The following is a 13,945-nucleotide window of genomic DNA, read 5'->3' as shown; positions in this document are numbered from 1 at the left end:
GCCCGCTCACGCCGGAGATGTGGCGAGCCGCGTTCCCGCTGCCTCACGGTGGCGGTGCTCCAGCTCCCTCGACGCCGTTGCCTGCGCTCGACGCGGGCGTGCGTCAGGGCCGGGCTCTGGGGCGGGCGATGAGTAGCGACACGTCGTCGTGGTCGTCCGGATCGCGCAGTGTTTCCAGGAGCCGGTCGCAGGTCTCTTCCAGAGAAGGGTCGTGGCTGTCGAGTACGCGCAGGAGGAGGTCGAGGCGTTCATCGATGGCGTCGCGGCGTGTTTCGACCAAGCCATCGGTGTAGAGGGCCAGTTGATCGCAGGGGCGCAAGGGCACGGTGGTCGTTTCGAAGGGGACGCCGCCGACTCCGAGGGGTGCACCGGACGGCAGGTCGAGCAGTTCGGGGGGCCCGCCGGCAGGTGTCAGTGCGGGGGGCAGATGTCCGGCTGCGGCGATTCGGCACCGGTCGCTGTGCGGGTCGTATTCGGCGTAGATGCAGGTGGCGATGTAGGGGTCCAGGCCGGCGGTGATCTTGTCAAGGCGTTGCAGGACTTGGGCGGGTGGGAGGTCGAGGTCGGCCAGGGTCGCGGTGGCGGTGCGCAGGCGGCCCATCGTGGCGGCCGCATCGATGCCGCTGCCCATCACGTCGCCCACCACGAGCGCGGTCTTGTCCTGCGCGAGGGGGATGACGTCGAACCAGTCACCACCGACCTCGTTGGAGGTTCCGGCGGGTTGGTAGCGGGTGGCGATCTCCAGATTCTCGGGTGGTGTCGGCCGGGGCAGCAGGCTGCGCTGGAGTGTCACCGCAGTGTTGCGGACGCTTTGGTGCAGGCGCGCGTTGTCGAGGGACACCGCAGTTCGGCCGGCGAGCTCCACGGCCAGGGTGACGTCGTCCGCGTTGAAGGGCAGTTGATTGCGACCGCGCATCAGCCCCAGGACGCCGAGTGACCGGCCCTGCGCGGCCAGCGGTATCGCGAGATACGAGTGGATGCCGACACTGGCCAGGACAGCGGCTGCTGCGGCGTCACGGGCGATGCGCGCCAGATCCCAGTCGTCCACGCGGGGCACCATGATCGGCTGACCGGTCCGTACGCATCGAGTGGGCAGTCGGTCGGCGTCGTAGCTGACCGGTTGGCCTGCCGTGCCGGCGGCGTTGCTCGCCTCGGCAATATAGGCGGCCTTCACGGCCAGGGTGCGAAAGAGCGCCGGGCCGCTGTCGGGTGTCGCTGGGCGGCGATCGTCCAGGGCGGAGTCGAGTACGTCTACGACCGCGACGTCGGCGAGCTCGGGCACTGCGACGTCAGCCAGCTCGCGGGCGGTCTGTCGCATGTCCAGCGTGGTGCCGATACGGGCGGATCCCTCGGCGACCTGGGCCAGGCGATGTCGGGCCTGGGCCGCCGCTGTGATCGCGCCGTGCCGATCAGTGACGTCTATCACCGATGTGGCGACACCGAGAACCTGACCGCCCGGATCCTCCAACCGGTAGACGGAGACGGACCAGGCATGATCGTTGTCCGGGTCGGCCGGGGTGCGGCCGATGGTGTACTTGTCCACCAGGGGACGTCCGGTCTCGAGCACTTCTCTGACTGCCGCCTCGGATGCGTCGACACTGTCGGAGGACAGGACCTCGCGGAAGCCCCGGCCGAGGTGCTCCTCGGCGGACAGGCCATGCATCCGTTCCATCGCCGGATTGACAGCCACATAACGCAGATCGGTGTCCAGAACCTCCAGCGCGATCGGCGACTGGGCGATCAGCTGCGTGGACAACGCCAGGTCCTGCTCCACCTTACGCAGCGTCGACGCATCGGTGGCGATGCCCAGAGCGTAGAAGTCGCCCTGCCGGTCCGGCAGGCGACTGCAGCGGAATTCCACCAGCCGCGTACTGCCGTCCTTGGTCCGGAGGGGAAGGAGGCCGGCCCAGCTCCGGCCGGTCTCCATCATCTGCTCGCACTTGCCGGCCACCAGGTCCCTGCACGAGTCATGGAGCAACAGCTGAGCCGCGTGCCGGCCCAGCACTTCCTGCGCGGAATAGCCGAGAAGCTCCTCGGCCCGCGAGTCCCACAACACGAACCGCCCGGCCGTATCCAGCGCCACCACCGCCGCACCGAGTGTATCCAGCATCCCGAGCGGCAGCTCCAGCCGGAGGTCGGGCGAGCCGCTGTCGGCACCGAAGGATCCCGTGCCACTCATCGGGTTGCCTCCGTGGAAACCCCGGCCTTCGCGCCGGGGTCGGGGTACCTTCCGCTGGCGCTGGAGAAACGTACTCCTGCGGAACAGGGCACGAAGAGCCGGATCGCCGTCAGGGCGGTTCGGTGTTCGCCGACGACCGGCCGACACCCTGGGCCCGTACGGACGCCGAGAACTTCTTCGCCGAGCGCGCGCAATACCCGCGCTGCAAGTCCCGCAAGAAGTCCCGTGCTTCGGCCGAGTGGACCCGCCGCGCCTTCACGTGGCGTGGCCGACGTCTGACCCTGGCGAAGAGTACGGGGCCCCTGGACATCCGCTGGTCTCGTCACCTCCCGCAGCGTGCGCAGCCGTCGGCCGTGACCGTCTCCCACGACAGCGCGGGCCGCTGGTTCGTGTCTCTCCTGTGGGAGACGGACCTGTCCTTCATGCTGGAGTACCCATGCGCCTGGAACGGGCGCAACCTCGTCGTGGCCGACCGTTGATTCCCCGGTTCGAAACTGTGCGGGAACTGCGGCACGGTCCGCGGGGGACGGCTGCTGGACGTCTGCACCTGGAAGCGCGGCCCCGGCGGGACGCGCGATGGCGACGGGAACGCGACGTGCACCATCCTGCCCGCCGGGTCGGCGGCGTCTGCCTGTGGAGACGGTGTGGGACCTCAACGGGAATCCTCCCGGACGTGGCAGCCGTCGGTGGAGCAGGAACCCCAGCGGGCGATCGCTGGAATCCCCCGCCTTCGGCAGGGGAGGAGGTCACCCCGGGTGCTCCTTCCACCTGCCAGGGCGGCGCGCTCCGAGCGCAGGCCCTGGAGCGACAGCGCTGGGATGTCTTTAGTGCCTTTCTGTTGCTTCCATAGTCTCCTGGGACGACCGAGGACGCACAGCGCCGGGTGAGAACGTGTGGTCGCCGGGTGTGCGTGGTTGAGGTACGGGCAGTAACGCCAGGATCGATCACGGCCGGCCACCGCAGCAGCCTCCGCGGGCGGAGAGAAGCGGACCAGCGCCCTTCGGGCAACTGTTGCACCGGACGCCGGTGAAGAGGATTCCGTACAGTACCTTGCGGTCGTCCGGAGCTCTCGGTTCGATCCTGCGTCCGCAGACTCGCCACGGCCGGCCACGGGACAGGAGGACCGCTCCTGACCCGCGGAGGACCGAGTCGCCCGGGCGCAGCCCAGGACCGCCCCGCGTGCCGGCCGGAGCACGCTCAGCCGCGGTGGGTCTCCAGCAGCCGCAGCCAGACCTCGCCGAGCGTGGGGAAGGCGGGGACCGCGTGCCAGAGCCGGTCCAGGGGCACCTCGCCGGCGACCGCGATGGTGGCCGAATGCACCAGTTCTCCGACGCCGGGGCCGGCGAAGGTGACGCCCACCACGGTGTTGCGGTCGGTGTCGATGAGCATGCGGGCCCGGCCGCGGTAGTCCTCGCCGTACTGGTGGGCGCCGGCGACCTGGGCGAGGTCGTAGTCGACGACCTCGATGCGGCGCCCACTCTGCTCGGCCTCACGGCTGGTCAGGCCGACGGAGGCGACCTCGGGGGTGGTGAAGACGACCTGGGGGACAGCCGCGTGGTCGGCGGTGGCGACATGCGCGCCCCAGGGGGCGTCGTCGATGGGCTCCTTCTTGGCGCGGGCGCCGATGACGGCGCCGGCGATCCGGGCCTGGTACTTGCCCTGATGCGTCATCAGGGCGCGGCGGTTGACGTCGCCGACGGCGTAGAGCCAGCCGCCGTCGACGCCGGTGACACGGAAGGTGTCGTCGACGCTCAGCCAGTCGCCGGGGGTGAGACCGACGGTCTGTAGGCCGACGTCGTGAGTCTGCGGGGCGCGGCCGGTCGCCAGCAGGATCTCGTCCGCGGCCAGCTCCCCGCCGTCGGCCAGCGTGATCCGTACCTCGCCGTCCTCACGGGCCAGGGAGGCGACGGAGGTGTCGAAGCGGATGTCGACGCCTGCTTCGCGCAGTCCGTCGGTGACCAGTTCGCCGGCGAACGGCTCCATCCGCTCGAGGAGCCCGTTGTCGAGGACGAGCATGGTGACCTGGGAGCCGAGGGCCTGCCAGGCGGTGGCCATCTCGACGGCGACGACACCGCCTCCGACGACGGCGAGGCGGCCGGGCACCTTGTCGGCGCTGGTGGCCTCGCGGCTGGTCCAGGGACGGACGGTATCGAGTCCGGGGATGGGGGGCAGGGCGGCGCGGGTGCCGGTGGAGACGGCGACGGCGTGCCGGGCGGTCAGGGCGACGGTGTCGCCCTCCGGGGTCTGCACGGCCACCTGCTTGGGGCCGGTGAGGCGGCCGTGGCCGCGTATGAGGTCGACGGAGACCGAGTTCAGCCAGTCGACCTGGTCCTCGTCCTTCCAGTACGAGGACATCTTGTCGCGGTGGGCGAGGACTGCCTCGACGTCCAGCGGGCCGGCCACCGCCGGGTCGAGTCCGGGTATGCGGCTGGCGTCGGCACGTGCCACCACCGGCCGCAGCAGCGCCTTGCTGGGGTCGCAGGCCCAGAACGAGCACTCGCCGCCCAGTAGTTCGCGCTCCACAATTACGGTGCTGAGCCCTGCGGCGCGGGCGCGTTCGGCCACGTTCTCGCCGACCGGCCCTCCGCCGATGACGATCACGTCGTAGGTGCGGGTCGTCTCGTTCATCACTGCTGCGTTCCTCACTGTTTCGTTCCTCATTGCTTGTCCGGACTGCCGGGAGCGGAGAGCACCCTTGCGCTCGCCCGGCGGTCCGGTGCCGGCCCTCGGCCCGGACCGCCGGGCGGCCGCTGGGCCGGACCGGCTGCCATCCGGGCCGGACAGGGCCCGTTGCAGCCGGTTGACGGTGGTCTGTGGGTTTGTCAGCGGCCGGGGAGGCGCTGCGAGATCTCCTGGAGCACCCAGCCGTTGCCGTCCGGGTCGTTGAAGGTGGCGAAGGAGCCGTAGGAGGCACGCTCGGGGTGCAGGCCGGCGAGCCGCTCCTGGCTGGGGCCGCGGTGGGTGACGTCCCCGCCCTCGTGGCCGTGGAAGAGGCCGCCCGCGTCGTGGAAGATCTCGCTGACCTCGATGCCGCGGTCGGTGAGTTCCGCGCGGGCCTCCTCGATGTCCGGGACGATGAGGTACAGGCCCTGGAACGAGCCAGGTGCGGTGGACGTCATCCCCTCGCCGAAGATGATCGAGCACTCGGAGCCGGGCGGCGTGAAGTGCACGATCCGGAAGTCCTGGCCCGCCGTGTAGTCGACGTCCAGGCGGAAGCCGGCCTTCTCGTAGAAGGCCTTGGCCCGGTCGATGTCGGAGATGGGCAGCACGATCATTTCGAGCTTCAGATTCATGGGGATGTCCTTGCTTCTTGACGTCGGTGGATTACGCCGAATGCGTCACCGGACCGTCGAACGGGGATTCACCTTGGTCTGCGAGGCCTGAGTGTTCTGTGGGCCTTGCGCTGACCTGCAATCCAGAGAACCAGTCCGAAAGCCGTCTGGGGGCGGTCAAGCAGGCCTGCTTCGGCCGTGGCCCGCTGGTCCAGGTACTGGCAGACCCCCCTTCCCTGTAGCTGGGCAACCGCCCAGTCGGCTCCATCGCCGGCCCCGCTGTCAAAGTGATTTGGAATCTCTTTTCATTCGCCGAGACCATATTCGGAAAGCGGCTGACAGTGAGTGGCTCACGAGGTCACGCTATTTCGGAGTGCGTTTGCCGGGATGGCGGATCGAGGGCTAGCCTCCATATATGGGCACGATGCCATCAGGGTCAGGAGGCAACAAAGAGCTGAGCGATTTTCTGCGCTCCAGGCGCGCCCGGGTGACTCCTGAGCAGGTCGGGGTCACGCCGGGGGCGAGTCGACGTGTTCCGGGACTGCGGCGTGAAGAGGTTGCGCTCTTGGCCGGACTGAGCGTGGACTACTACATCCGTCTGGAACGCGGCCGCGTGGCCAACGCCTCGGAAGCGGTGCTGGAAGCTGTGGCCCGCGCTCTGCGACTGGATGATGCCGAACGGGCGCATCTGTTCAACCTGGCCAGACCGCAGTCCGTGGTCAGAGCGAGCCGTCCCGCCGTTCCGTGGAGGGTGCGCCCGGGTGCGTACGCGCTGCTTGAGGTTCTCCGGGATGCCCCCGCCATGATTCTGGACGGCCGCATGGATGTCCTCGCCCTTAATCGAATGGCTTGCGCGATATACGCCGATTTCGATGCCGTACCGGCCCGCGAGCGCAATTTGGCGCGATTTATATTTCTCGACCCTGCGGCGCGTGAACTGTTTATCGACTGGGATATGGCCGCCCACATGGTCGTCACGGGTTTGCACCTGTATGCGGGCCGGAATCCGGAAGATCTGCAACTGACCGAACTGGTTGATCAGCTGTCGGCCGTGGACAAAGACTTTCGCCGGTGGTGGGCCGCACACGATGTGGAGGAGTTCTCCCACGGCACCCGGCACTACCGGCACCCTCTGCTCGGCGAGGTCACCTTGGACTATGAGGTCCTGGTCTTTCCCGGTGATCCGGACCAGTGGCTGTTCGTGAATACAGCTCGGCCCGGCTCCGCGTCTGTCGAAGCCTTGCGGACACTCGCCTGTCGGATCGGCGCCCTGGACACCTAAGAGGCGCATGCAGGTTCCGTGAGCAGTCCCGAGCGAGTGTCTGACTGTCAGCTTCAGGTCCGTCGGGAGAAGGGTCCACTGCCCCTGGGCGATCCGGACGCGCCCGAGCCGGACGAGGATGACGACGCAGAGCAGCCCCGGCCGTCAGGAGCCGGCCAGGGCGTGGTCGACCGGCGCGCCTTCGCCGACCGCTTCTCGGCGTCGCGGTCCGCTTCCGGGGCGCGCGGTTCGATGCCGGTGACCTCGACCGCCTCGGTGAACTCGGTGGCGATCCGTTCGTGCCGGGCGTGCGACCGAGTTGGCCGGTCCGCGTGCGCGACGAATTCAGCCGCAGGCCCGGGGTGGCGTTCCTCCGGGCTGGGCGCTCGCTGGATTCGTCAGGATCGCGCTGGAGACAACGTCGAAGAGGTGATCGGCGCGCGGCGCGAGCGAGGGCTGATCGCCGAGCCAAGCGAGCGCCGCCACCAGCGCGAACAGGTCGGCGCCATCGATGTCGGTCCGCGCTATGCCCGCGGCCTGGGCGCGGGCGAGGAGTCGCGCACCGGCCGCGCGCAGGGTGACGCACGAAGCGTGGAGTGCGGACTCGGTGTCCTCGATCGCGGCTGCCATCAGTACGACCGCGCCCCGGTACTCCGTTGTCCATGCGACGCAGTCGCGCAGCCACGAAACGAGAGCATCGCCGGGCGAGCCGGACGTTTCGAGGGCGTCGGCCGTGGCGGTCATCTCGTCGAAGCTCGTGCGGAGCAGGGCGTCGAGCAGCGCCTCGCGCGTCGGGAAGTGACGCAGCAGTGTGGCGAGTCCCACATCGGCCCTGCGCGCGATGTCGCGCAGTGACACGTCGACGCCTTGCTCGGTGATGGCGGTGCCCGCCACTGCGAGCAGGTGGTCGCGGTTCTTCCTGGCGTCGGCGCGCATCTGTCCCTCTTGACTATCCGGATCAGTGGTCCATATATTCGGATCAGTGGTCCGGTTATGTGGATCGCTGATCCGAATAAGCCTATCCCGCGCTGCGGGCAGGAGGAAACGATGCCGACACACACGATGAGGGCAATCCGGCTCCATGAACACGGCGGCCCTGAGGTGCTGCGCTACGAAGAGGTGCCGATTCCCGAGCCGAGGCCGGGCGAGGTGCTCGTCCGCGTGCACGCGGTCGGCGTCAACCCCCCGGACTGGTACCTGCGTGACGGGATGTCCAACCTGCCTCCGGAAGTCCGGCCGAAGTTCAGCCTGCCCGTGATTCCGGGAACGGACCTGTCGGGCGTCGTCGAGGCCGTCGCCGCGGATGTGGACGACCTCCGCGTCGGCGATGAGGTCTTCGGCCTCCTCCGCTTCCCCGGCTTCGACGGCAGCACCTACGCCGAGTACGTGGCCGCGCCCGCGTCGGACCTCGCACGCAAGCCGGCCGGCATCGATCACGTGCATGCCGCCGGGGCGCCCATGGCCGGTCTCACCGCATGGCAGTACCTGATCGACCTCGGACACGATCACCCGTCGCCCTTCCAGGCGGCACAGCATCACCCGGTGCCGCTCGACGCCGACAAGACGGTGCTCATCAACGGCGCCGCGGGCGGCGTGGGACACTTCGCGCTACAGCTGGCGAAATGGAAGGGCGCACGTGTCATCGCGGTGGCGTCGGGCGCGCACGAATCGTTCCTGAGGGAACTCGGCGCCGACGAGTTCATCGACTACACCAAGAGCCGTCCCGAGGAACTCGTGCACGACCTCGACCTCGTGCTCGACGCCGTCGGCGGCCCCCACAGCAAGCGCTTCTTGCGCACGCTCAAGCGCGGTGGCTCCCAATTCCCCGTGTTCTTCGGTGAATTCGACGAAGAAGAGACCGCGAAACTGGGCGTCACCGTGACCGGCACCCAAGTCCGCTCGAACGGCGCACAGCTTGCCGAGCTGGCACGCCTCCTCGACGCGGGCACGGTCCGCGTCGCGATCGACAGCACTTTCGCCCTCGCGGACGCCCGGGCCGCGCACGAACGCGCCGCCCGAGGGCACATCCAGGGCAAGATCGTGCTCACGGTCGCTCACTGACCTTGTCGAATTGGCTTCGGTTGCCGGGGTTGAGGGTCAGGCCATTTTCAGTGAGGCAGCCGTCGATGAGTTCGGGGTGGCGCTGAATGTGGGCGAGGCCTCGGCGGAGGGTGCGGGTGAGGTGGTCGGGATCGGTGAATGCGATGTTGGCCATCGATCCTCGCCGCAGCAGGGACCGGACGCCTTCCACGGGATTCAGGTGCGGGCTGTCGGAGGGCAGCTGGACGACGGTGAGCCAGTCGTGGTCGGCTGCGTACTTCCGCATTCCGGCTGCACGATGGGTGTTCAAGTTGTCCCGGGCGACCACGATGGGGGCGCCGAGTTGCAGGTGACCTCGGACCAGTAGGTCGCGGTAGTCCAGCCAGGCGAAACTCTTGCGCGCTCCTTTGAGGTGGTGGAAGCGGGGCCGGTAGATCAGCCGGGACCTTTCGCCGGGTCAGTAGCAGCACAGTGCGGCGACCGAGATCCGTCGCCGGGACCGTCTCCGCACCCGGACCACGGGAGTGTGTCCGCGCCGGCCCCTGGTGCGGGCGTGTGGCGGCGTCATCGCGAACCCGGCCTCGTCCTCGAAGACGATGGAGGCCCCGAGCGCCGCCGCGATTCTTCCACCTGCGGCCACACGTCCTTCTTCCGGAGCTCGACCGCATGCTCGTCGCGCTGCCCGCATAGCCCTGTTCGCGGATCTCGGCCGGCAGATGGGTGACCGGGACGGCCGGGCCCTTCCCGCGGCGCGCTCGCGCCGCACCCGCTCGCCGACGTGGCGCCGCGAGGACGATGCCAGGGTCATGGGGTGGCGGGAGGCCCGGACTGCACGAGCCCCGACTGGTAGGCAGCGACGACGAGTTGGGCTCGGTCGCGGGCGTGGAGTTTGGTCATGGCGCGTTGGATGTGGGTACGGATGGTCAGCGGGCTGAGGCAGAGGGCGTCGGCGATGTCCGTGTTGGACATGCCGCGGGCCGCCAGGATCATCACTTCTCGTTCGCGTGCGGTGAGGGAGCTGAGCTGCTCCGGCAGTGCCGTGTCGACGGCCGGCTCGGGTGTGACCAGGAAGCGGGTCACGAGCATCTTGGTGGCGGTCGGTGACAGGAGTGCGTCGCCGTCCGCGACGGTACGGATCGCGTCGAGCAGGGCGTCGGCGGTGACGTCCTTGCCGAGGAACCCGCTCGCTCCGGCGCGCAGCGCGCGGGCGACGTACTCGTCGGTCTCGAATGTGGTGAGGATGAGGATGCGGACGTCCGAGAGCCCGGGGTCGGCACAAATGGCGGTCGTGGCGGCCAGACCGTCGGTGCCGGGCATGCGGATGTCCATGATCACGACGTCCGGCCGGAGCGTCCCGGCAAGAGCGACAGCTTCCGCGCCGTCGGACGCCTCACCGACGACCTCCAGATCGTCGGCGGAGTTGATCAGGATGCGGAAGGTGTCCCTGAGAAGGGCCTGATCGTCGGCGAGGAGCACGCGGATGGTCATGGGGTTCCCGGATCAGAAGTGGAGGGGCAGTTCGGCGATGACGGTGTAGCCACCGTCGAGGCGGGGGCCCGCGGTGAACCGGCCTCCGGTGGAGAGGGCGCGTTCGCGCATGCTGATGAGTCCGAACCCGGAATTCGCGGCCGCGGAGGCTGTCGCGACCCGGTGTCCCAGCTTGTTGCTGATTTCGATCTTCAGTATGTCGTCCGTGTAGGTCAGCGTCACCTGTGCCGTAGGGGTGCCGGCGTGCTTGGAAACGTTGGTGAGCGCCTCCTGGATGATCCGGAAGGCTGTCAGGTCCACGGCGGGGGAGAGCGGCCCGGGCTCTCCCTCGGTTGTGACGGTGACATCGAGTCCGGTGGTCGCGAGGGCCGCCACCATGGTGGGGAGCTGCTCGAGTTTCGGGGCCGGCTGGAGTGGCGAGTCGGAGTCCTCGGGGCGGCGCAGCAGTCCTACCGTCGCCTTGAGTTCGCGCAGGGCCGTGGCGGTCGTGCCGCTCAGGCCGGTGAGCAGTCGCTCCGCCTGTTGGGGGTCGTTGCGGATGAGGTGCGCGGCGGTGATCGCCTGGGCGTTGGCGAGGGTGAGGTGGTGGGCCACGACATCGTGGAGTTCGCGGGCGATGCGTACACGTTCCTCCGCCACCCGGCGCAGCGCTTCCTCCTCGCGGGTGCGTTCCGCGTGCTCGGCACGGGCCCGCAGCGAGTCGGTGAACGCACGGCGCAGTCGTAGAGCCGAGCCCCAGGCGACCGGGAGGAGCAGTGCCAGGGCCGGGTTCAGCGTCACGATGATGAAGCCGCCGCCGTAGCGGGGGGCCTGCAGGACCCCGATGGGGACCATGACCACGACCAGGCCGAGGCCGAAGAGGTGGGCGGTCCGGCGCTCGTCGAGGAGCGCGAGCCAGAACAACGCCACCATGACGGGGGCGAGCAGCAGCATCGTGGGAAGGTAGCCGACGCTCACCGCGGCGAGGGCGCAGACGCCTGTGACGACGACGACCGGACGAGGATGGGTGCGCCGCCACAGCAGGGCGGCGGTCGCGATGACGCCCAGGACCAGCCCCGGCCACCAGGCGACGGGTTCCCGCGCGTCCCACGTGCCGAAGAAGCTCGCGGAGACCACGCAGGCGAGCACGAAGGTCAGCAGCGCCGTGTCCACGACGTGCGGGTGGTTGAGAGCAAAGCGGCGGGCGGCGCTGGGCATCGCGGTCTCCGGTTGCGGTGGCGGTCGGATCCATGGTGGAGCATCCACGGGTGAAGGCCGGTGAAGGTCTATGAGGGCCGCTCGACGTCGTCGGGCGGCCCTCACCTGGGTGTGCTCAGATTCCGGCGGTTTCCCGTGGCTTCTCGTAGGGCTGAGCCGCGGGCGTGTCGCCGTGGGCGAGTGCCTCGCCTTCGATGTCGACGCGGGGGAGCATGCGGTCGAGCCATCGGGGCAGCCACCAGGCCCGGTGGCCGAGGAGGGCGAGGACGGCGGGTACGAAGGCCATGCGGATGACGAAGGCGTCGAAGAGGACGGCGATGGCGAGACCGAAGCCGATCATCTTGATCATCGATTCCCCGGCGGTGATGAAGCCGGAGAACACGCTCATCATGATCAGCGCCGCCGCGACGACGACGCGCGCGCTGTGGCCGAACCCGGTGACCATGGCGCGGCCCGGGGTCTGGCCGTGGACGTAGGCCTCCCGCATGCGGGACACGAGGAACACCTGGTAGTCCATGGCCAGGCCGAAGACGATGCCGACGAGGAAGATCGGCATCATGCTCATGATCGGGCCGGTCTGCTCGACGCCGAGGAGGTCGGCGGCCCAGCCCCACTGGAACACCGCGACGACCGCGCCCAGCGAGGCCAGGACGGACAGGAGGAACCCGACGGCCGCCTTGACGGGCACCAGGATGGAGCGGAAGACGACGAGCAGGAGCAGGAAGGCCAGCCCGACCACGACGGCCAGGTAGGGGATCAGCGCGCTCTGCATCTTCTGCGCGACATCGATGTTGGATGCCGTCGTCCCGGTGACCTGGAACGTCGCGTCCGTCGCCGTTTCCAGCCCCGGGCGCTCGCCTCGGATGGTGTGGACGAGATTCTTCGTCTCCTCGCTGGTGGGCGAGGTGGACGGCGTGGCGGAGATGATCGCGGTGTCCCCGGCCTGGTTGAAGCGCGGCTCGGACACGGACACGACGCCGTCCGTCGAGGCGATCTTCTTCGCGATGGTGTCCACCGCGCCCGCCGCGTCGGGGACGCCCTGAGCGTCGACCACGATGGTCAGCGGACCGTTGAAGCCGGGACCGAAACCGTCCGCGAGGGCGTCGTAGGCACGTCGTTCGGTGGTGGAGGTGGACTTGGCCTCGTCGCCGGACATACCCAGCTGAAGATCGGCCGCCGGCAGGGCGAGCACTCCGAGACCGATGACGGACAGCAGGAGGACCGGCAGCGGGCGGCACAGCACGAAGCGGGCCCACCTCGACTCCTTCGTGGCGCCTGCCGCGGCGGAGGCGGTCTCGAGGTGGTTCTCGCCGGTGTGGCTGCCCTTGCGGTTGCGGCGGCGCAGACGCCGGGGCAGGACCGCGTTCGGCCAGAAACCGAGCAGCGCCGGAACCAGTGTCAGCGCGATGACCACGGACAGCAGGACCGCTCCGGCGGCTGCGAGCCCCATCTTGGTCAGCATCGGGACGCCGACGACCGAGAGTCCCGCGAGTGCGACGACGACGGTGAGCCCGGCGAAGACGACGGCGGAGCCGGCCGTACCGGTGGCCCGGCCAGCTGCTTCCTGCGGGGCATGTCCCTTGCCCCGCTCCTCCCTGTACCGGGAGACGATGAACATCGCGTAGTCGATCCCGACCGCGAGGCCCAGCATGGTGGCCAGGGTTCCCGTCGAGGACGACAGGCCGAAGGCGCTGCTCAGGGCCAGGATGGCGAACATGCTGGTGGCCACGCCGATGACGGCGGTCAGCAGGGGCAGCCCGGCTGCGGCCATGGATCCGAAAGTCACCAGCAGGACGAGCGCGGCCACCAGCACACCCGCCGCCTCGCCCACGCCGCCGGCCTCCGTCTGCGCGGCCAGGGCGTTGCCGCCGGTCTCGACGGTGAGACCGGCCTTCCTTGCCTCGCCCAGGGCCTTCTGGAGCTCGTTCTTGCTGCCGTCGGAGAGGTCCTTCACCTTGTAGGTGACGGTCGCGTAGGCGGTGCTGCCGTCCTTGCTGACCGAGTTCGCCCGGAACGGATTCACCGCGCTCGCGACCTCGCTGCCGTGGGCGGCATCGGCGACCGTCTTCTCGATGGCCTCGCGGTTGCCGGCGGCCGTGACCTTCTGTCCGTCCGGCGCGACGAAGACGATGCGCTCGCTGGCCCCGTCGGCCGCGGTTCCGGGGAAGCGCTGGTCGATCAGGTCGAAAGCCTTCTGGGATTCGATTCCCGGCATCGATGACGAGTCGTCGGGGCCGGCGGCGGCGGTGAGGCCCTTGAAGCCGACGACGGCAACGACAGCCACCCACAGCAACAGAACCCAGCGGCGCTTCCGGAAGGCCGTCCGGCCCAACCGGTAGAGAAAGGACGCCATGACAGAGGATCTCCACATCTGGTCTCGGGAATCTTCCACAAGACTCCAGGACCAGCGCCGTCGCGTCGTCGTGCAGGTGCTGACAGTCCGCCCTACTGCACGCGCACTACTCGGGTCCGCTGGACCGATGCCGGAGAAGGAGCGACGACTCCACA

Annotated in this window: 9 protein-coding genes and 2 pseudogenes; 3 read left to right on the top strand and 8 right to left on the bottom strand. The window is 69.2% G+C overall.

Annotated features, from left to right (window positions below):
* Positions 1 to 103: 103 nt before the first annotated feature.
* Positions 104 to 2,179: a SpoIIE family protein phosphatase gene (locus FNH09_RS11225; RefSeq protein WP_152886695.1), complete on the bottom strand. Its 2,076-nt coding sequence runs from the start codon at positions 2,177 to 2,179 to the stop codon at positions 104 to 106.
* Positions 2,180 to 2,349: 170 nt separating this feature from the next.
* Here FNH09_RS11225 and FNH09_RS48390 point away from each other — a divergent pair.
* A pseudogene (locus FNH09_RS48390) lies at positions 2,350 to 2,910 on the top strand (hypothetical protein); the annotation flags it as partial.
* A 466-nt stretch (positions 2,911 to 3,376) separates the two neighbouring features.
* Here FNH09_RS48390 and FNH09_RS11215 read toward each other — a convergent pair.
* Positions 3,377 to 4,807, bottom strand: a complete 1,431-nt coding sequence (locus FNH09_RS11215; protein WP_152886692.1) for a dihydrolipoyl dehydrogenase family protein — start codon at positions 4,805 to 4,807, stop codon at positions 3,377 to 3,379.
* A 194-nt stretch (positions 4,808 to 5,001) separates the two neighbouring features.
* Positions 5,002 to 5,472, bottom strand: coding sequence for a VOC family protein (locus FNH09_RS11210; RefSeq protein WP_152886690.1), 471 nt, complete (start codon positions 5,470 to 5,472; stop codon positions 5,002 to 5,004).
* Between the two features lie 394 nt (positions 5,473 to 5,866).
* On the opposite strand from FNH09_RS11210, the gene FNH09_RS11205 reads away from it, so the two are divergent.
* The gene (locus FNH09_RS11205; RefSeq protein ID WP_152886687.1) at positions 5,867 to 6,733 is read left to right on the top strand and encodes an MmyB family transcriptional regulator; all 867 of its coding nucleotides are present in this window, start codon (positions 5,867 to 5,869) and stop codon (positions 6,731 to 6,733) included.
* Positions 6,734 to 7,057: 324 nt separating this feature from the next.
* Here the strand turns inward: FNH09_RS11205 and FNH09_RS11200 are convergent, their stop codons facing one another.
* The gene (locus FNH09_RS11200) at positions 7,058 to 7,648 is read right to left on the bottom strand and encodes a TetR/AcrR family transcriptional regulator (protein ID WP_152886685.1); all 591 of its coding nucleotides are present in this window, start codon (positions 7,646 to 7,648) and stop codon (positions 7,058 to 7,060) included.
* Between the two features lie 111 nt (positions 7,649 to 7,759).
* On the opposite strand from FNH09_RS11200, the gene FNH09_RS11195 reads away from it, so the two are divergent.
* Complete coding sequence (locus tag FNH09_RS11195; RefSeq protein ID WP_202919645.1) at positions 7,760 to 8,773, top strand: NADP-dependent oxidoreductase; 1,014 nt, start codon at positions 7,760 to 7,762, stop codon at positions 8,771 to 8,773.
* Here the strand turns inward: FNH09_RS11195 and FNH09_RS11190 are convergent.
* From FNH09_RS11190 to FNH09_RS11170, 4 genes and pseudogenes are all read right to left on the bottom strand, one after another.
* Positions 8,757 to 9,433: pseudogene (locus tag FNH09_RS11190) on the bottom strand (transposase); the annotation flags it as partial. The gene FNH09_RS11195 and the pseudogene FNH09_RS11190 sit on opposite strands and share 17 nt — an antisense overlap.
* 123 nt (positions 9,434 to 9,556) lie before the next feature.
* On the bottom strand, positions 9,557 to 10,240 hold the full coding sequence (locus tag FNH09_RS11180; protein ID WP_152886682.1) for a response regulator transcription factor: 684 nt from the start codon (positions 10,238 to 10,240) through the stop codon (positions 9,557 to 9,559).
* Positions 10,241 to 10,252: 12 nt separating this feature from the next.
* Positions 10,253 to 11,437 (bottom strand): sensor histidine kinase, encoded by a 1,185-nt coding sequence (locus FNH09_RS11175; RefSeq protein ID WP_152886679.1) that lies wholly within the window; start codon positions 11,435 to 11,437, stop codon positions 10,253 to 10,255.
* 115 nt (positions 11,438 to 11,552) lie between these two features.
* Complete coding sequence (locus FNH09_RS11170; protein ID WP_152886677.1) at positions 11,553 to 13,790, bottom strand: MMPL family transporter; 2,238 nt, start codon at positions 13,788 to 13,790, stop codon at positions 11,553 to 11,555.
* Positions 13,791 to 13,945 lie beyond the last annotated feature (155 nt).

This window comes from Streptomyces adustus, assembly GCF_009377175.1.
In the GTDB taxonomy this organism is placed as follows: domain Bacteria; phylum Actinomycetota; class Actinomycetes; order Streptomycetales; family Streptomycetaceae; genus Streptomyces; species Streptomyces adustus.
Note: the sequence above shows the minus strand (reverse complement) of the source record. Positions and strands in the feature narration are given on the sequence as shown.

Coding starts and splice junctions, on each gene's coding strand:
- FNH09_RS11225 (WP_152886695.1), bottom strand. CDS start 2,179: ATGAGTGGCACGGGATCCTTCGGTGCCGACAGCGGCTCGCCCGACCTC.
- FNH09_RS11215 (WP_152886692.1), bottom strand. CDS start 4,807: ATGAACGAGACGACCCGCACCTACGACGTGATCGTCATCGGCGGAGGG.
- FNH09_RS11210 (WP_152886690.1), bottom strand. CDS start 5,472: ATGAATCTGAAGCTCGAAATGATCGTGCTGCCCATCTCCGACATCGAC.
- FNH09_RS11205 (WP_152886687.1), top strand. CDS start 5,867: ATGGGCACGATGCCATCAGGGTCAGGAGGCAACAAAGAGCTGAGCGAT.
- FNH09_RS11200 (WP_152886685.1), bottom strand. CDS start 7,648: ATGCGCGCCGACGCCAGGAAGAACCGCGACCACCTGCTCGCAGTGGCG.
- FNH09_RS11195 (WP_202919645.1), top strand. CDS start 7,760: ATGCCGACACACACGATGAGGGCAATCCGGCTCCATGAACACGGCGGC.
- FNH09_RS11180 (WP_152886682.1), bottom strand. CDS start 10,240: ATGACCATCCGCGTGCTCCTCGCCGACGATCAGGCCCTTCTCAGGGAC.
- FNH09_RS11175 (WP_152886679.1), bottom strand. CDS start 11,437: ATGCCCAGCGCCGCCCGCCGCTTTGCTCTCAACCACCCGCACGTCGTG.
- FNH09_RS11170 (WP_152886677.1), bottom strand. CDS start 13,790: ATGGCGTCCTTTCTCTACCGGTTGGGCCGGACGGCCTTCCGGAAGCGC.